The organism is Bacillus sp. FJAT-27916 (assembly GCF_001183965.1).
GTDB lineage: Bacteria > Bacillota > Bacilli > Bacillales > Pradoshiaceae > Pradoshia.
In genome coordinates this window covers 840,352-858,239 of sequence record NZ_LFZV01000001.1, presented here as the reverse complement: position 1 = coordinate 858,239, position 17,888 = coordinate 840,352, and the positions used below count along the sequence as shown (strand labels likewise).

The following is a 17,888-nucleotide window of genomic DNA, read 5'->3' as shown; positions in this document are numbered from 1 at the left end:
CGATTTCTAAATAAACCTTTGATTGCCCTGTTTCTTGCCTTTGCTCCACTGGCCCTCACTCGCTTTTCCCAATTGATGATAACAACTCTGTTTTTCTTCTAATCTCTTCCGGGTCCACTTTTAAACGTGCAACACCTGTTTCCATGGCCGCTTTAGCCACAGCAGCCGCGACAGCTGGTGCTACCCGGGGATCGAACGGTGCAGGAATGACATAATCCGCATGCAGCTCTTCCTCCGTGATTAAGTCCGCAATTGCATGCACGGCAGCCACCTTCATCTTCTCATTGATATGAGTGGCGCGTACATCCAGAGCTCCGCGGAAAATTCCCGGAAATGCCAGCACATTATTGACCTGATTAGGAAAGTCCGATCGCCCTGTCCCCACAACCTTGGCTCCCGCCTCTTTCGCAAGCTCAGGCATGATTTCGGGAGTTGGATTAGCCATTGCGAAGATGATTGGATCCTCTGCCATGGATTGAACCATCTCAACCGTAAGTGCATCAGCTACTGAGACCCCAATAAACACATCGGCCTCCTTGATAACATCCTTGAGGGACCCTTCTGTGCGGCTGCGGTTGGTATACTTTGCAACCTCTGCTTTCACCTTGTTCATTCCGTAGGGACGATCTTCAAAAATCGCTCCTTTACTATCACACATAATGATATCACGCACACCAAAATTGTATAGCAGTTTAATGATAGCGATGCCGGCTGCACCCGCTCCACTGGCGACGACCTTAATCTCGGACATTTTTTTGTTGGAGAGCTTAAGCGCATTCACGAGACCGGCAAGCGTGACAATAGCTGTTCCATGCTGATCATCATGGAAGACTGGAATATTGGCTTCTCTTTTTAACCGTTCCTCGATGACAAAACAATTCGGCGCAGCAATATCCTCCAGATTGACTCCGCCAAATGTCGGCTCCAGCAGCTTGACCGTTTCTACAATCTTGTCCACATCATTTGTATTCAAGCAGATTGGAAAAGCATCCACACCTGCAAAACTCTTAAATAGCAAAGCCTTTCCTTCCATAACAGGCAGGGCTGCCTCAGGACCGATATTTCCCAGTCCAAGTACGGCTGTTCCGTCGGAGACAACAGCGACTGTATTGCCTTTTATGGTATATTCATATACTGTATCCGGTTTATCATGAATTTGCTTGCAAGGCTCTGCAACGCCCGGAGAGTAGGCCAGGCTTAAATCCTTCGCATTTTGTACCGGAACTTTAGACACGGTTTCCAACTTCCCTTTGTTAATACGATGCATATGCAATGCTTCTTCTCTTAACGTCATCTCCAAACACCCCTTCTCCATATAAAACAATATCTGTCCCATCCATCTTGATGGTCTGACCAGAAATGATATCTTTCAATATATCACAATATTCAGGCTGATTCCTAGTCAATCTTCTTTTAACAACACATTTCCTTTACCAGCAATATCCTCAAGGCTTGAGATTAAATGGGGAGAAGGGTTTACCCAATTATCTTTTGACAGTTGAATCGTCTTTGCTTCCTTCTCATAATGCAGATATACTTTTACGCTGCCGCGGTATCCCGCAAGACATTTCTTGATACTAGCAAGATTTTCGGCAGTTTGCCTATCCGATGTAAGCCTGATGTAAAGCGATTTAAACAGAGAGCGCAATTGCTCATTCTCTTCATTCAAGTCATACATCGTTTTGATTACAAACTGCCGCTTGCCATTCCGCTCCTCTGATTTCCCCTCCAACAGCAGCATATTTCCTTCCTTCAACAGGCTGCTATGATGTCGGTACACATCCGGAAATGCGACACATTCTATTTCTCCCGTCTCATCACCGGCTGTCAAAAAGGCCATATTTTCTCCCTTTTTTGTCCGAATCGTTTTTACGGATTGAATAAAAGCACCGAGATACCCGGACATACCAGCGCGATACTTCACAATAGGCAAGGCGCCCGCCTGTGTTAATTTCCTCCGGAAGCCCGATAGCGGATGGTCAGATAAATAAAATCCAAGCACCTCTTTTTCTTTTTGCAGCTTTACGGCAGAAGGCATCGCGTCAACCATCATGTATTTTGGCTTGATCATCTCATCATCTGCATCAAAAAAGCTGGAATCACCGTTTGACGGACGGACCAATTCAACATGCTCCAATGCTACATCAATGCTTGCAAGCAGGCTTGCCCGGTCAATGGAGAACTCATCAAATGCACCCGCATAGCATAAATTCTCAAGCACCTTTCTATTCACTATCCGTGCAGGAGCACGTACACAAAAATCAAATAAGTCGAGGAAGGGACCATTTTTGCGTGCTTGGACAATCTCCCGCAAAACAGACGCCCCAATCCCTTTGATTCCAGCAAGACTGTAGCGAATCCCCAATCCTTTCTCAATCGTGAACGGGTAATGGCTCTTATTGATTGACGGCGGTAATATCTCATAGCCATTGCTCTTCAATTCCTGTACATATTGGAGAATCTTCTCCTCATTGCCGATAACAGATGTCATAATACCGGCCATGAAATGAAGGAAATAGTTTGCCTTCAAATACGCGAGCTGATAAGCAATCAAACTATAAGCAACCGCATGACTTTTAGGAAAGCCGTAATTGGCAAAACGGACAATCAAATCGTACACATCGTTTGCCCGCTTTGCATCATACCCTTTACTTTGTGCACCGCGTACGAAGTGCTCTCTTTCCTGGTCGAGCACATCCTTCTTCTTCTTGCTGACCGCTCTGCGAAGAAGATCAGCCTCTCCAAGGCTGAATCCAGCCATTGTGGAGGCAATCTGCATAATTTGCTCCTGGTAAACAATAATGCCATAGGTTGGCTCAAGGATATCCTTTAGCACAGGATGCGGATAGGAAACCGTTTCCCTGCCATGTTTCCGCGCAATGAATGCCGGGATATTATCCATCGGGCCAGGCCTGTAAAGGGCATTTACGGCCACCAGATCGCCGAACGCAGTCGGTTTAAGCTTCTGAAGGACATTTTGCATGCCACCAGATTCAAATTGAAATATACCTGACGTACGGCCTTTTGAGAGCAATTCATAGGTCTTCTCATCATCAAGCGGTAATTGACTCAAATGAATCCTCCGCCCGGTTGACCGCTCAATCTGCCTAAGAATCTGATCCAGCAAGGTTAAATTGCGCAATCCGAGAAAGTCCATCTTCAAAAGCCCAATCTCCTCGAGGTATTCCATCGCAAACTGGGTTAAATACACACCTTCATGCCCAGCCTGAATCGGAATAGTCTCCGTAAGAGGGCGGTCTGTAATCACAACTCCTGCTGCATGGATAGAGGTATGCCTAGGCAGCCCCTCCCACTTTTGGGCCATATCAATGATTCTTTGATGATGCTCCGCTTGCTTCACCCAATCGCGCAGACGCGAGGATTCTGCTAAGGCCTGGCGTATCGTCATCCCTTGGCCGGGAGGGAGCGTTCTGGATAATTGCTCAATCTCCTTCATATTCAGACCAAAGACTCTTCCGGCATCTCTTAGTGCCGCCTTCATACCAAAGGTTCCAAAGGTAATGATTTGTGCAACGTGAAGAGCACCGTACTTCTCTGCCACATAACGAATCATCTCTTCCCGGCGATTATCAGGGAAGTCGATATCAATATCCGGCATCGTAATTCTCTCAGGATTCAGAAAGCGCTCAAAAAGAAGTTCATTCTTTATGGGGTCAACATTCGTGATTCCGAGGCAATAGGACACAATGGACCCGGCAGCAGAGCCCCGTCCTGGTCCTGTCATAATCCCTGACTTATGCGCATGGTTCATGAAATCCCACACAATAAGGAAATAATCGCTGAATCCCATTTTCGCAATGACAGAAAGCTCATAATTCAACCGGTCTTCATGCTGTTTACTGCGGTCAGGGTAGCGCTTTTCAAGACCGCGATGGCATATTTCCGCCAAATAGACATCTGCTTGCCTGTTATCCGGCACAGGGTACTTCGGCAGGAGCCTTTGATGGAAGTCCATGGTAACGGAGCAGCCTCTCGCAATCCTTACGGCATTCTCCAGAGCATCAGGCTCTGCCCCGTACAACTCGACCATCTCCTCAATGGAGGCAAGATGCATCGAGTCTTCCTTTGTAATTTCTGTATCTTCCATATCAGCAAGCTTTATATTGTCTTTCAGGCAAGTCAGCCCCTGATAGGCTAAGATATCCCCTTCATCCATATAACGGACTGGACCAACGGCAACAAACGGAACCCCCGCTTCTTCAGCAAGCCTTTTCACCTTCTCCCAGATTGACCTTTTATTCCGGGGAAGCGAAAGATAAAAACGGCCCTCGCCAAAGATCTGCTTGTATTTATAAACCAGGGCGACCGCACCTGCATCATCACCTTGTTCCAAAAGTCCTTCAATTTGCCCTTCAGACCCAGGACTGATTGCTACCAATCCGTTCGCATAGCCTTTCAGCCACCTGTCAGGAAGGCCTTCATTTGCCCTTGTCTGAATCGCGCTCGAGATTTTCATCAAGTTCTTGTAGCCTTGATTATTCAACGCAAGCAGCAGGAGGGGAAAGCTACTTGTCTCCTCCTCATTCATCAGATCACAGGTCAACCCGATAATTGGTTTAATCCCCTGGACTAAGCATTCTTTATAAAAGGCTGGTGCCGCATACATCACATTGCGGTCTGTAAGAGCAAGGGCTTTGTAGCCTCTATGCTTTGCACCGGCAACCATTTCTTTCACTGACAATGTGCTTTCAAGCAAGCTATAGGCACTATATACATGAAGATGGACAAAAGACATTGGCGTCACATCCTTCTTTCTTAATCAATCTAAATCATCTAAAACGATTCTTCCTCTCTATTATAAGAGTCCTGGAGAAAAAAAGAAAATATGTTCGCATTTTCATTTTGAAAGTTTTTGGACTTCCTCATAATATCCTTTATCTGTCCATATACATGTAACAAAAACAAAAAAGGACGAGTTAGATGGATCAAGCATTTTTACCTGCCTTTATTAACAGCTTCTTCATTTCATTAGGGGTCATCTTAGGCGGGTCATTAATCGGGGGACTCGCCGCCTTCATTACAGGACAGCCTCCATTAACCCATGTATTCCGCTTATCGGAGGGTTTGAGGATTTGGGCCATCGTCGCGGCCATCGGCGGTACCTTTGATGCCGTTTACTCATTTGAAAGAGGGATATTCCATGGGGAAACAAAGGATATCTTCAAACAGATCCTGCTTATTATTTCAGCCCTCGGCGGTGCGCAGGCTGGTGCCCTGATTATTTCCTGGCTGACCCAGGAGCAAATGCACCCATGAGGATTCCGCCTTATTACCGCAGCCCCCTATGGCAGCGCTTCTTTGCGGGAGCCGCCATAGGCGCTGTCATCAGCTGGGGCCTTTTCTTTTACATGTTCGGCGACCTGCAGGAAAAGCAAGTGCAGCTCATCCAAACACAGCAGGACACCATCAAGGATTTATATGAAGAGGTCGATATTTGGCAGAGCGAATATGAAATACTCAACAAGAAAAATGAAAGCCGCCTGCTTGTTCAGGATGTTTCTATCCGTATCACCAACTATAAGAAATACCGGCTCGACCCGCTCAGCATATTTGAGGTGGAGCAAAGCATCCAAAAGGATTTCGCTTCCTTGATTGGAAAGGATTTAGAAAGCGTCAGCAAAGGCAAGGAGCTGCTCAAACGAGCCATCATCAACAAGGATATCAAGCTAAACAGCCGCCATTACCAGCTGGAAATTAAGGAACTAGTCATCTACACCAATATCGAAATTGAGCTGACAATCAAGCAAATGTAGGGAATCAAAAGAGGCTGGGACATAAGTATTTCAGCCAATGATAAACCCGAAGGATTAGACGATAAAGGAATGAATCTATCGTCTATTCCTTTGGGTCTTCATTTGTTGTTTTCCATGCATAAGTTGATGGTGGCTTTCTACTATTAGTGACTAGTGGAATCGAGCGAAATGCACTCGACTCCTAAGGAAAGTAGAGGAACGAGTGCATTTCGCTCAATGGAATGGACTTGTATTTCCAACTGCTATTGAAAAGGAAGAATAAGTGACAATCATTCGTTTTTGAGGATCATTTATTTCGGTTGTCCCAGCCTCATTTTTTGCATTAAGAAGATAAGGCTACACAAAGATTGCACAGGCGGATATCCTAGTTTCGATTCCTTCCAGCTAATTTGGCCACAAATAAAAAGACTAATCTGAAAGCCTTTTAACATGCTTTCAGATCAGCCTCTGTTTTACTTATCGGCTTGGCAAACCGCTACTAAGTCTGCGATAACTTTATCCACATCTGCCCAATCATAAATGGTGGCTCCAGATGCGAGCGGATGCCCTCCGCCATTATACTTTTTGGCAATACCATTGATGACCGGTCCCTTCGAACGAAGGCGCACCCGGATATCGTTATTCTCCTCAATGAAGAATACCCATGCCTTCAAGCCTTTAATACCGCCAAGCGTACTTACCAGAAGGGAAGCCTGTGAGGCATTCACCCCAAAGCGTGCCATGATTTCCTTTGTGATGACCATGGAGCCAACGCCATTTTTATCCATCTTAAAATTCTCAAACACATAGCCATTTAAACGAGCGACGGCCTCATCCACATCATAAATGCCATTATAGAGTGAAGTACGGTCAAAGCCATAATGAATCAGCTCACCTGCATATTGAAAGGTTTTATCCGTTGTACTTGGATAAAGGAATCGTCCGGTATCTCCGACAATGCCAGCATAAAGAAGCCGAGCTGCCTCTTTATTCATGGTTAATCCTTTATCCTTACCGAACATATAGAAATCGTAAATCATCTCGCTGCATGAGCTCGCCGATGTATCCACCCAGACAATATCCCCATATACATCATCATTTGGGTGATGGTCAATCTTAATCAGCTGGTCGCCCATCGTATAGCGCTGGTCACACACCCGCTCCTGATTGGCTGTATCACATACAATGACGAGTGCCTTTTCATAGACGGAATCCGGGATTTGGTCAAGCTCTTTTAAAAACCGGAGGGATTCCTCTTCCTGCCCCACCATATATACATTCTTCTCAGGGAAAGAGGCTTTAATTATTTCCCCTAGTCCACATTGAGACCCGTAGGCATCCGGGTCCGGACGCACATGCCTATGTATAATAATCGTCTCATATTGTTTAATTGCATCAAGTATGCGTTCTTTCATTCTCGATTCTCCTTTAATGAGTCTTCCTACTCTTTATTAAAACAAAAACCAGACCAATATGGAAGGTCGTTCCATATTGGTCATTTTATTCTATTTCTTGTACAATATAGACATACTATTCTAACGGAGGCCAGCTCATGCCTATACTAGTTTTCTTGATTGTGACATCCCTGTCCTTTTATATTTACTATAAAGCGAAAACGTACCGGACGCATCATCCGATGCAGCGTGCATGCCTGAAAGGAAAGTCATCCATGACCCTCGGCTTTTTCGTACTGACATTCGGAATCAATCAATTATTTCTATATCAAACGACCATCACTTATTTTATAGCAGGAATCTTCATCATCATGGGGGCACTAAGCCTATATGGCGGATTTAAAATGTACCGCCACTTTGCTCCGCTGGCAGAGGATGAATTCCACGCCATGTCTAAATAAGAGACAGCCTTGCTAGCAAAAATGCCTTAACCAAGGAATACCTTTCTAATGGTTAAGGCATTTTTTAATCCAGCAATCTCATCAGCGCTCGAGCAATTGGCACATGATCATGGCTTTCCCGACCAATTTCCCCTCATTGAACACATCAATCTCTACTTTCCCGAATTTACGGCCGACCTCGAGAATCTTCGGGGCAATCTTTAGAATACTTTCCAGCTGAACAGGCTTAAGGAAATAAACGGTCATATTTTCAACAACCAGCTCACCCCTCTTATAGCCGCGAAGTGCACGATTTGCCGCCTCAATGACAAGAGCCGTAAAGACACCGTACGAAATGGTTCCTAAATGATTTGTCATTTGCGGAGTCACTTCGCATTCATAAGCATCCTCCTCTTGAACGACATTCATCTGATTAGCTATGACATCATCAATTGTTTCACCTACCTGCGGCTGTCGCTGACTCATTTGAAGAGCCTTCAGGACATCCTGACGGCTGATGATCCCAATCAGGATATTACGGTTATCCACAACAGGCAGGAGCTCAATTCCTTCCCATACCATCATATGGGCAGCACTCGCAACACTTGTCTTTTCTCCAGTAAAAATCGGATTTTTCGTCATGACTTTTTCAATGGCCGTTTCTGATGCCATCCCTAGAATATCACGAGACGTAACCATCCCTTGGAGCCTCATATTCTCATCAACGACCGGGAAACGGCTGTGCTTTGTCTTCCGATTAAGCTCTGTCCAGTCCTCAATCGTATTTCCGACTCGCAGCACCTCGGTCCGGTCAGCAGGAATAAGAATGTCTTCCACAAGCAGGATTTCCTTCTTAATCAATTGGTCATAGATAGCCCGGTTGATCATCGTTGCTACCGTAAACGTATCATAAGAGGTAGAGATAACCGGCATTTGCAATTCATCGGCCAGTCTCTTAATGGAATCCACCGTATCAAATCCGCCCGTGATCAGGACGGCCGCCCCTGCCTTCAAGGCAAGCTCATGCGCCTGGACCCGGTTTCCGACAATGAGAAGGTTCCCTGCTTCTGTGTAACGCATCATCGCATCAAGCTCCATCGCTCCGATGACAAACTTATTTAATGTTTTGTGGAGACCTGACCTTCCTCCGAGAACTTGTCCATCCACAATATTAACCACTTCTGCAAACGTCAGCTTCTCAATATTCTCTTTCTTCTTCCGCTCAATTCGAATGGTTCCCACACGTTCAATCGTGCTCACATACCCTTTCGTCTCTGCATCCTTGATGGCACGGTAAGCCGTTCCCTCACTAACCATGAGCGCCTTTGCAATCTGACGGACGGAAATCTTCTGGCCAATCGGAAGTTCATCAATATAATGTAATATTTGTTCATGCTTAGTAGCCAAACTATTCACCCTTTTTCGTTATCCATTATTCTTCATTATAATGGGAAAAGGGTGATTCTATCAAACAGCCCTTTTTTTATACACCTTTTTGCCTTACCTTAGCCGCTCCTGCAGCCTTAGAGGATTCCCTTCTGCCGGCTTTTCCATACAGAATACCGGACAGATTGCCAGCAAGGACACAAAAGGCAAGCGCCATCCACGCAGCAGAGAATAAAATTTCCTCCCTTGTCCCCTCAAAGGTTAAATGAGGTAATGACCACATTAGCATCACAAAGGCAGCAACAAAACAAAATCCATACCTTTTCTTCATCGAAAATCCCTCCTATACGAGTAATATATGAGAGATTTCAAAAAAAAGAAGCACGGCTCCCTTGATTTGCCGGGTGCTATGCTTCTTGCTGTTCCTTATAGTTCCACCGAATCCCCAGGAGCCATCACATTTACGACACCCTTCTCACACAGGGCAGCGAAATGATGCGGGTCCTGCTTAATTGGCGGGAAAGTATCATAGTGAATCGGAACGGCCTGTTTCGGATGCAGGAATTCAACTGCAAGCGCCGCATCCTCCGGTCCCATCGTGAAATTATCCCCAATCGGAATAAAGGCAAGGTCGATTGGATGCCGATCACCAATCAACTTCATATCAGAGAATAATCCCGTATCCCCGGCATGGAAGACCGTCTTGCCATCAATCGTTACGAGAATCCCGGCCGGCATACCGCCATAAATCATTTGACCGTTCTCTTCAAAGCCAGTTCCATGGAAGGCTTGAGTAAGCTTCACGCGCCCAAACTCAAATTCATATGCGCCCCCGATGGACATCCCATGCGTTTTCACGCCCTTCCAACCTAGATATGTACTCATCTCAAAGTTGCAGATAACAAGGGCATCATGCTTTTTTGCGAGCTCAATCGTATCCCCGACATGATCACTATGCCCATGTGTCAATAAAATGAAGTCCGGGCTGACATCCTCGACCTTTAAATCTGTCAGCTCATTGCCCGTAATAAATGGATCAATTAAGATTTGATGCTTGTCTGTCTCAATTTTGACAACGGAATGGCCATGGTAAGAAACTTTCAAGATTCATCTCTCCTTTTCTTCACTATTGGATATAAATACCCGCATTTTTTATTTTCTAACAATTTACTTTCTTTGATTTAATTGATAACCTACTATACATATCACTAGAGTACAGGAGGCAGTTTAAATGAGCAACTTAAAATTACTAGCTGATTGGCTAAAGGAAAAACAAGCTGATGCAGCATTTATCACATCTACCGAGAATGTTTTCTATTTAAGCGGCTTTCACAGCGATCCACATGAGCGCCTGCTTGCCGTTCTTGCCTTCCCGACAGATGAGCCAATCTTGATTTGCCCGCAAATGGAGGTTCCTGACGCGAAACAAGCAGGCTGGTCATATGAAATTGTCGGAATTTTGGATACCCAGAATCCGTGGGAACGTATCCAGGAAGTATTGAAAAAACGCAATGTCTCCATTCAAACGCTCGCGGTTGAGAAGGAACATTTAACAATGGAGCGCCTAGAGGGGCTCAATGCCATTCTTGGCCAACCTTCATACATATCCGCCGAAGAAAAAATGCGCCAATTACGAATGGTCAAAAGCGAAAGCGAACTTGCAATCATTAAAGAAGCTTGCCGTCTTGCTGATTACGCCGTAAAAATCGGAACAGAAGAAATTGCTGAAGGCAAAACAGAAATGGAAATTCTCGCTGCCCTTGAATACCAATTGAAAAAAGAAGGCGTCTCTGAGATGTCATTTGCAACGATGGTATTAACAGGTGAGAATGCTGCTTCACCGCATGGTGTTCCAGGCCAAACAAAAGTGAAAAAAGGGGATCTTGTCCTTTTTGACCTTGGTGTTGTTGTCGATGGCTATTGCTCAGACATTACCCGTACGGTTGCCTATGGTCAAATTTCTGATGAGCAAAGAGAGATTTATGAGACGGTCTTAGAAGCCCAAAAAGCAGCTGTTGCTGCATGCCGCCCAGGTGTCACTTGTGCGGAAGTTGACTTGACCGCTCGTAATATCATCCGTGGAAAGGGCTATGGGGATTACTTCCCTCACCGCCTAGGACATGGACTTGGCATCAGCGTACACGAATACCCATCCTTGACTGAGATCAATGAGCTGAAATTGGAAAAAGGCATGGTATTCACGATAGAACCCGGCATCTATGTCCCTAATAAAGCCGGCGTCCGCATCGAGGATGACCTTTATGTAACAGAAAACGGTGTGGAAATTCTAACGAAATTCCCGAAAGAATTAGTGACACTTTAATGAATAATCGTAAGAAGCGGAGGGGCTCCCCTCCTGCTTTTTAATGGGTTTTTATCTTATGCTCTTTGATATATCTCCTACATATTCTTCTCCACCAAACATTCTGGAGGCCCTTTTCTCTTGCAATATCTCATAGGGTTCTTCCCACTTTGTGTATTTCTTATTCCATGGATTATCCTTCTTCGTAACAATCGTTTTCAATCAATCCGAACATACTTTTTTTCATATCCCTCGAACGGGATAAATTCTTCTTCGTCCTTATCTCCTAATCCACTACCTTTTTCCATTGTGCAATAGAAGTCCGCCTTCTAACTCATTCATATAAACTACATCGTCTAATTTCATTGCTATTCATCCCCTTCTTCATTTTCTTTATTATAAATTCGTTAAATTATATATTGATTCAAAAAATAGGGGAAAACTTCAAAAATCCTATAAGTCTTCAAGATACATTTTAAAAAAAAAGAAAGAGCCAGTCATAATGACTGGCTCTAACTACAATGATTCTCTATCTTGTTCATTATCCATTTCTTAATTTTAAACTCTATTAAGTACTAACTGAAATCCTATCCTTGTTTCTGATGCACCACATATGAATAGAGATTTTACCCTTTCATTTTGAATCGTCTCATAAGTAATATTCCTACTGCTGCCATAATCATAATACCAAATGCAGTTAATATCCTATATGAAACATCACCTGTTTTGGGATTACCAGTTATTTTTTCGTAGAAACTAGAAACATTGTTGGTATCTGATTTTATAACCGTCGAATCACCTGATTGGCTACTTGATGAATCAGGTTTACCTCCTGATGATTCGGTTGTACTTTCTGATGAATCAGTTTTATCTTCTGATGAATCAGTCGTTTCTTCTGATACCATTGATTTTTTATTCTCAAAGGTCAATTCAACATATAGATTATCATCATTAATTGTGACTTCCTTGTTTTGTTTGAGCAGAACATAGCCTTCTGGGGCTTTTGTTTCTTTCAATTCGTAAGTACCAAATGGCAGGTCATCGAATTTCACGATACCATTTTCATCTGTCACGCCGGTTTTGATGACTTTTCCATCTTGTGAAAGCGTGAATTCCGCTCCTGCTAGTTTTTCTTGCGTATCTTTATCGATTTTGGTGATTTCTATGGAGCCAGTCTTCTCTTCTGGTTCTGGTGTTACTGCTTTATCCTCGAACGTAATCTGGATATGTTGGTTTTCACCCTCGCCAATAGTAATAGTTTTGACTTCACCATTTGTCTCATAGCCTTCTGGGGCTTTTGTCTCTTTCAATTCGTAAGTACCAAATGGCAGGTCTTCAAATTTCACAACCCCTTTTTCATTGGTCGTGCCTGTTTTGATGACTTTTCCATCTTGTGAAAGTGTGAATTCAGCCCCGGCCAGCTTTTCTTGCGTATCTTTATCTATTTTTGTGATTTCTATGGAGCCAGTCTTCTCTTCTGGTGTTGGTGTTACTGCTTTATCCTCGAAAGTGATCTGGATGTGTTGGTTTTCACCCTCGCCAATAGTGATAGTTTTGACTTCATTATTAGCTTCATAACCTTCCGGTGCCTTTGTTTCTTTCAATTCGTAAGTACCAAATGGCAGGTCATCGAATTTCACGATACCATTTTCATCTGTCACGCCGGTTTTGATGACTTTTCCATCTTGTGAAAGTGTGAATTCAGCCCCGGCCAGCTTTTCTTGCGTATCTTTATCTATTTTTGTGATTTCTATGGAGCCAGTCTTCTCTTCTGGTGTTGGTGTTACTGCTTTATCCTCGAAAGTGATCTGGATATGTTGGTTTTCACCCTCGCCAATAGTGATAGTTTTGACTTCATTATTTGCTTCATAACCTTCCGGTGCCTTTGTTTCTTTCAATTCGTAAGTACCAAATGGCAGGTCCTCGAATTTCACGATACCATTTTCATCTGTCACGCCGGTTTTGATGACTTTTCCATTTTGTGAAAGTGTGAATTCCGCTCCTGCTAGTTTTTCTTGCGTATCTTTATCGATTTTAGTGATTTCTATCGAGCCAGTCTTCACTTCTGGTTTTGGTGTTACTGCTTTATCCTCGAAAGTGATTTGAATGAGTTGGCTTTCACCCTCACCAATTGTGATAGACTTAACTTCATTATTAGTCTCATAACCTTCCGGTGCCTTTGTTTCTTTCAATTCGTAGGTACCAAACGGCAGGTCCTCGAATTTCAGGATTCCTTTTTCATTTGTCGTACCGGTTTTGATGACTTTTCCGTCTTGTAAAAGCGTGAATTCAGCCCCGGCCAGCTTTTCTTTTGTATCTTTATCGATTTTGGTGATTTCTATCGAGCCAGTCTTCACTTCTGGTGTTACTGCTTTATCCTCGAACGTAATCTGGATGTGCTGATTTTCACCCTCGCCAATAGTGATAGTTTTGACTTCACCATTTGCCTCATAGCCTTCTGGGGCTTTTGTCTCTTTCAATTCGTAAGTACCAAATGGCAGGTCCTCAAATTTCAGGATTCCTTTTTCATTTGTCGTACCGGTTTTGATGACTTTTCCATCTTGTGAAAGCGTGAATTCCGCTCCTGCTAATTTTTCTTTTGTATCCGCATCTATTTTTGTGATTTCTATGGAACCAAAGTTTGTTTGAGTATCTTCTAAAGGAAGTTTGGCATTAAAAAGATAATTGTGTAATTCAAAGCCGCCATTCATTGAATTGATGAAATCTTTAACAATTAAATTACCATTAATTTGACCACTTCCGCTAGGTGTAAAGGTAGCATCCGGGGCCAGTATAGCACCAATCATTGAGAAACCTTGAAGTTGTAACTCTTGCAACTCTGTGAAATTCCATAATATCCTACTACCAGCTGAGGATGGTGCAGTCTGACCATTTAAAAATATGGAGTAATCCCCCATTTTCAGACTACTTCCTTTTACATTGATTAAAACAGTTGAAGATTCAGGAACTACTAGGTTAAGCCCCCATAATTCCCCGTAAGAAAGTTGTTCTGTTGTTAGTTCAAAGATATTTAAATCATTGTCATGACCTGTTAAAGTCAGGGTGGTATTTACTTTTTCAACCTCTCCGTTAGAGGTTAGCTGTGACCATTTCTGTGATTTATACTTTAAATCGTTATAAACCGAATTAAAATCAATTACATCTTCTTTAAAAGGATTTCCTTCTACTCTATTGTTATTGGTCATTGTATACTCTACTACAACACCATCCGTACCAATGGCTGTATTTCCTTTGAAATTGGAACCTCCTGTGGCACTTAACTTTTTACCAACAATTAAATCATACCGATCTTTCGATTCTACTAATTGATTGCTGCTCCCTATACTATAATTGCTATACTTCGCTTCATTCCCCACAGCTACTCTTCCTTCTGAATCGGAACTTTGGTGCGTATGGTTATTGAAGACAAAAATATTAAAGTCTTTAGCAACTCCTAAATCTGCCAAACTCGCTGCTGTAGCTTGTTTAGTGGAGATAGGTAGCCAAGAGATGAAAAAAGATAAAATAATTGAATAGATTAAAAACTTCTTCATTCTACAGTCTCCTTTATCAGCTATTTGTCCTTATTGCCTCAACCATCATTGAGGAGAAATAATATTCTAAATTATTTCAATATATTTAAATGTTAATTAACAATTGCTTTAAAAGTCAATTTATAAAATAAAAAAATCTCCAAATAAATATTTTAATATAAATTTAAACCTTTGGTTACAAACCTGAAGAGGGTGCTACTATACTAACAAATCAAAAAAGCACAATTTTAAGATGAATTATTATAAAAAACAATAAAAGCCAATCACATAGTGACTGGCTTTTATCGTTTCATTTAATTGCAAACCTTAATTGATTCAATCTACATAACCTCTCCTCATTAAAGCTTATTTCTAGAACTTACAAAATATCAAACTCGAAATAAACGGAGTCAAAAAATTTACGGTTCACTATCTAGAGAAATTTGATCCTATGAAAAGTTCTAACAGGGACGAATTAAATCATGTGTTTTGTTAATATTTAAATATAATATTAACCCTTTGCATCATTCCTACACTTTGTCCCGCCTTTCTCATTCTTCATCTATCAAAGATTTGGTTAAAACATAAAACTCTCAGTGACTCATCAAGGTTCTTCATCTGTGTTCTTATGACAAAACCATCTAAAATTCCATAACTTAATGTAATGTTCACTATATTTCCATATAATATTGCCACTATTCGAAATGTTTTATAGTATAATAGATATATAATAAAAGGAGGAGATTAATATGGCGTTATCCTATAATAATATCCTTGTTGCAGTTGATGGTTCCCAGGAGGCCGAATGGGCATTCAAAAAATCCATCGACATCGCTAAGCGTAACCATGCCACACTTGTTTTGACACATGTGGTGGACAATCGTACTTTTGCAGCGGTTGAGGCCTACAGTATCTCAATCACTGAAAGTGCTGAGCAATATGCAAAAGACCTTTTAGAAGAGTACAAAAAAACAGCCTTGGATGCAGGCGTCGAAAAAGTAGAAATTTGCATCGAATTTGGTTCTCCTAAGGTGAAAATTCCTAAGGACATTTCGAAGAAACATAATATTGATTTGATTGTCTGCGGTGCTACAGGTCTGAATGCAGTCGAACGTTTCTTCATCGGCTCTGTTTCTGAGCATATCATCCGTTATGCGAGCTGCGACGTAATTGTCGTTCGCTCTGATGAAAAAGACAGCAAATAACCAAAAAATTTCAGCATACACGAGCTGACCCAAAACCCATTCAGCGGGCTTTTGGGTCGGCTTTTTCATTTGGCATTACATCGCACAAGATCAATGAGCAGTGCGATAATAGAGCTGATTACCTACAATAAAGAAGAGCCTTACTACGTCTGATAGGCAGTAAGGCTCTTAAAAGTTAGTTGAATTGATTGGAACAAGAAGAATTATGTTGAGATGTTATCAGCTGTCCGCTAGCTCGTTCACAAGCATCTGAACAGTTTAATAAATGTTCCTGCTGTATAGAAGATCTATAAGCACTGATTAGTATATGTTCCAGAAAACACGTCCTAATAATCTAACTGTCTTAAGCTCAACAATAATCCTTCATCGGTCATCTTTTTCACTTTATATAATTTTAACTTTTGGTCGATTTTTTTATTTGTTTTATCTCCATTGCTGAATAAATCTCTTCCTATATCTAAAGCATAAATGAGAAGCGTAATGGCACCACCTCCACCTAGTTCAACCCCTAGACGCTCGTTCTCCGTTAAATGTGTATCCATTATCCTTTTGACCTCTTTGAAGTAGTCGCCTTTAATGAGTATATAATCAAATTTCTCCTCTAATCCAGCTAATAATTCTTTAGGATTATGTGCCTCATATGTAGTAAAAAGATTCATATCCATCTCCCTTTATTCATTCAGGTATCTTCCTTGTATTTAACAAAGACATTTATAAGCAACATCAAATAACAAAAAATCAATATAGCTAATTCCATTTCATCGCTCTGGGAGAATATGATTACAAATTCACACAAGAGCAAAAGGTCATAACCATAATGCACGCATCCATAGTCCCCCATCATTGGTTATAACGAATTCTCCTCTTTTTCTATATATTTCGACAAAAAACATCATATTCCTGCTATGATTAATACATACACTTTCTAGTTTACTATGATAAAAGTACCAGCTTCTCTATCAATTTGTATTGCAGGAGGTGAAGAGGAATGAAAATAAAGAAAATCTTAAATAATAATGCTGCAATTGTCGTGGAAGATAATCAGGAAAAGATTGTAATCGGCTCTGGCATAGCGTTCAATAAAGGGAAAAACGACCTCATCAATCGAAATAAAATCGATAAACTGTTTGTGATGAAAAATGACAATCATGCCGAACAGCTTTTACCTCAAATTTCCGTTGAACATATGGCTTTAACACAAGAAATTATTCAGCATGCCGAGGATAGTCTACAAGTTAAATTAAACCCACATATCTTTATTGCTCTAGCAGACCACCTTTCATTTGCGATTGAACGCTACGAGAATGGTATTTTTATAAAAAATAAACTCCTTTCAGAAATAAGAATCTTATATAAAAAGGAGTTCGATATAGGTATCTGGGCCATTAATTATATTGAGGATAAAATAGGTATTCGAATGCCGATAGATGAAGCTGCGTTTATCGCGCTCCATCTTCATACCGCATCTGTTCCATCTGGGAATTTGCAGGTTTCCCTGCGCCAGACTTCCATCATTAATGAAATCATACATATTATCCAGGATTATTTCTCCATCCATTTAGAGGAGGGTGGACTTTCCTATGAGCGGCTAATTACTCACCTTCGCTATACACTGTATAGAACCGATGAAACTATGGAGAGAACAATGGACGAGGAGATGCTTATCATGGTACGCAAGAAATTTCCAGCATCCTACAATTGTGCCGAAACAATAGCAGAGCATCTATTCCAACAGCATGGCCTCCTTCTTTCAACAGAGGAGATTGGCTATATTACGATACATATAGAGAGATTACGGAGCAGAAAAGGTTAATATGAATAAACTGAACACTTGATAGAATTGATTAGGTACTATCAAGAAAGAATATAAAAACA

The 17,888-nt window shown here is 41.9% G+C and carries 14 protein-coding genes; 6 read left to right on the top strand and 8 right to left on the bottom strand.

Annotated elements, in window-relative coordinates:
* Nucleotides 1-55 precede the first annotated feature (55 nt).
* Together AC622_RS04080 and dnaE are read right to left on the bottom strand one after the other, a co-directional pair.
* Nucleotides 56-1,294 carry an NAD(P)-dependent malic enzyme gene (locus AC622_RS04080; protein ID WP_049669890.1) on the bottom strand — a complete coding sequence of 413 codons (1,239 nt, stop codon included), beginning with the start codon at nucleotides 1,292-1,294 and terminating at the stop codon, nucleotides 56-58.
* A 108-nt stretch (nucleotides 1,295-1,402) separates the two neighbouring features.
* Nucleotides 1,403-4,756: a DNA polymerase III subunit alpha gene (gene dnaE / locus AC622_RS04075; RefSeq protein WP_049669889.1), complete on the bottom strand. Its 3,354-nt coding sequence runs from the start codon at nucleotides 4,754-4,756 to the stop codon at nucleotides 1,403-1,405.
* 185 nt (nucleotides 4,757-4,941) lie between these two features.
* Between dnaE and AC622_RS04070 the strand changes: the two genes are divergently transcribed.
* Both AC622_RS04070 and ytrI read left to right on the top strand, forming a co-directional pair.
* Nucleotides 4,942-5,277 (top strand): YtrH family sporulation protein, encoded by a 336-nt coding sequence (locus AC622_RS04070; RefSeq protein ID WP_049669888.1) that lies wholly within the window; start codon nucleotides 4,942-4,944, stop codon nucleotides 5,275-5,277.
* Nucleotides 5,274-5,774 carry a sporulation membrane protein YtrI gene (gene ytrI / locus AC622_RS04065; protein ID WP_049669887.1) on the top strand — a complete coding sequence of 167 codons (501 nt, stop codon included), beginning with the start codon at nucleotides 5,274-5,276 and terminating at the stop codon, nucleotides 5,772-5,774. Before AC622_RS04070 ends, ytrI begins: the two co-directional genes overlap by 4 nt.
* Nucleotides 5,775-6,226: 452 nt before the next feature.
* Here ytrI and AC622_RS04060 read toward each other — a convergent pair whose 3' ends face one another.
* A complete protein-coding gene (locus tag AC622_RS04060; protein ID WP_049669886.1) occupies nucleotides 6,227-7,168 on the bottom strand; it encodes a DHH family phosphoesterase in 942 nt (313 codons plus the stop codon).
* Nucleotides 7,169-7,305: 137 nt separating this feature from the next.
* On the opposite strand from AC622_RS04060, the gene AC622_RS04055 reads away from it, so the two are divergent.
* Nucleotides 7,306-7,608 carry a YtpI family protein gene (locus tag AC622_RS04055; RefSeq protein WP_049669885.1) on the top strand — a complete coding sequence of 101 codons (303 nt, stop codon included), beginning with the start codon at nucleotides 7,306-7,308 and terminating at the stop codon, nucleotides 7,606-7,608.
* 81 nt (nucleotides 7,609-7,689) lie between these two features.
* On the opposite strand, the gene AC622_RS04050 is transcribed toward AC622_RS04055, so the two are convergent.
* From AC622_RS04050 to AC622_RS04040, 3 genes are all read right to left on the bottom strand, one after another.
* Nucleotides 7,690-8,994, bottom strand: coding sequence for a CBS domain-containing protein (locus tag AC622_RS04050; protein ID WP_049669884.1), 1,305 nt, complete (start codon nucleotides 8,992-8,994; stop codon nucleotides 7,690-7,692).
* A 76-nt stretch (nucleotides 8,995-9,070) separates the two neighbouring features.
* Entirely contained in the window at nucleotides 9,071-9,304 is a 234-nt protein-coding gene (locus AC622_RS04045; RefSeq protein WP_049669883.1) for a hypothetical protein, read from the bottom strand.
* 95 nt (nucleotides 9,305-9,399) lie between these two features.
* A complete protein-coding gene (locus tag AC622_RS04040; RefSeq protein WP_049669882.1) occupies nucleotides 9,400-10,077 on the bottom strand; it encodes a metal-dependent hydrolase in 678 nt (225 codons plus the stop codon).
* Between the two features lie 127 nt (nucleotides 10,078-10,204).
* Between AC622_RS04040 and AC622_RS04035 the strand changes: the two genes are divergently transcribed.
* Nucleotides 10,205-11,296 carry a M24 family metallopeptidase gene (locus AC622_RS04035; RefSeq protein ID WP_049669881.1) on the top strand — a complete coding sequence of 364 codons (1,092 nt, stop codon included), beginning with the start codon at nucleotides 10,205-10,207 and terminating at the stop codon, nucleotides 11,294-11,296.
* A gap of 605 nt (nucleotides 11,297-11,901) precedes the next feature.
* Here the strand turns inward: AC622_RS04035 and AC622_RS04030 are convergent.
* Nucleotides 11,902-14,829 (bottom strand): SpaA isopeptide-forming pilin-related protein, encoded by a 2,928-nt coding sequence (locus tag AC622_RS04030; protein ID WP_049669880.1) that lies wholly within the window; start codon nucleotides 14,827-14,829, stop codon nucleotides 11,902-11,904.
* A 728-nt stretch (nucleotides 14,830-15,557) separates the two neighbouring features.
* Between AC622_RS04030 and AC622_RS04025 the strand changes: the two genes are divergently transcribed.
* A complete protein-coding gene (locus AC622_RS04025; protein ID WP_049669879.1) occupies nucleotides 15,558-16,013 on the top strand; it encodes a universal stress protein in 456 nt (151 codons plus the stop codon).
* A 326-nt stretch (nucleotides 16,014-16,339) separates the two neighbouring features.
* On the opposite strand, the gene AC622_RS04020 is transcribed toward AC622_RS04025, so the two are convergent.
* Complete coding sequence (locus AC622_RS04020; protein ID WP_053103712.1) at nucleotides 16,340-16,672, bottom strand: hypothetical protein; 333 nt, start codon at nucleotides 16,670-16,672, stop codon at nucleotides 16,340-16,342.
* A gap of 329 nt (nucleotides 16,673-17,001) precedes the next feature.
* Between AC622_RS04020 and AC622_RS04015 the strand changes: the two genes are divergently transcribed.
* On the top strand, nucleotides 17,002-17,826 hold the full coding sequence (locus AC622_RS04015; protein WP_049669878.1) for a PRD domain-containing protein: 825 nt from the start codon (nucleotides 17,002-17,004) through the stop codon (nucleotides 17,824-17,826).
* Nucleotides 17,827-17,888: the final 62 nt, after the last annotated feature.

Excerpts from the sequence above, each read along its gene's own strand:
- AC622_RS04035 (WP_049669881.1), top strand. The coding sequence starts at position 10,205 with ATGAGCAACTTAAAATTACTAGCTGATTGGCTAAAGGAAAAACAAGCT.
- AC622_RS04025 (WP_049669879.1), top strand. The coding sequence starts at position 15,558 with ATGGCGTTATCCTATAATAATATCCTTGTTGCAGTTGATGGTTCCCAG.
- AC622_RS04045 (WP_049669883.1), bottom strand. The coding sequence starts at position 9,304 with ATGAAGAAAAGGTATGGATTTTGTTTTGTTGCTGCCTTTGTGATGCTA.
- AC622_RS04060 (WP_049669886.1), bottom strand. The coding sequence starts at position 7,168 with ATGAAAGAACGCATACTTGATGCAATTAAACAATATGAGACGATTATT.
- AC622_RS04020 (WP_053103712.1), bottom strand. The coding sequence starts at position 16,672 with ATGAATCTTTTTACTACATATGAGGCACATAATCCTAAAGAATTATTA.
- AC622_RS04070 (WP_049669888.1), top strand. The coding sequence starts at position 4,942 with ATGGATCAAGCATTTTTACCTGCCTTTATTAACAGCTTCTTCATTTCA.
- dnaE (WP_049669889.1), bottom strand. The coding sequence starts at position 4,756 with ATGTCTTTTGTCCATCTTCATGTATATAGTGCCTATAGCTTGCTTGAA.
- AC622_RS04055 (WP_049669885.1), top strand. The coding sequence starts at position 7,306 with ATGCCTATACTAGTTTTCTTGATTGTGACATCCCTGTCCTTTTATATT.
- AC622_RS04030 (WP_049669880.1), bottom strand. The coding sequence starts at position 14,829 with ATGAAGAAGTTTTTAATCTATTCAATTATTTTATCTTTTTTCATCTCT.
- AC622_RS04015 (WP_049669878.1), top strand. The coding sequence starts at position 17,002 with ATGAAAATAAAGAAAATCTTAAATAATAATGCTGCAATTGTCGTGGAA.
- ytrI (WP_049669887.1), top strand. The coding sequence starts at position 5,274 with ATGAGGATTCCGCCTTATTACCGCAGCCCCCTATGGCAGCGCTTCTTT.
- AC622_RS04080 (WP_049669890.1), bottom strand. The coding sequence starts at position 1,294 with ATGACGTTAAGAGAAGAAGCATTGCATATGCATCGTATTAACAAAGGG.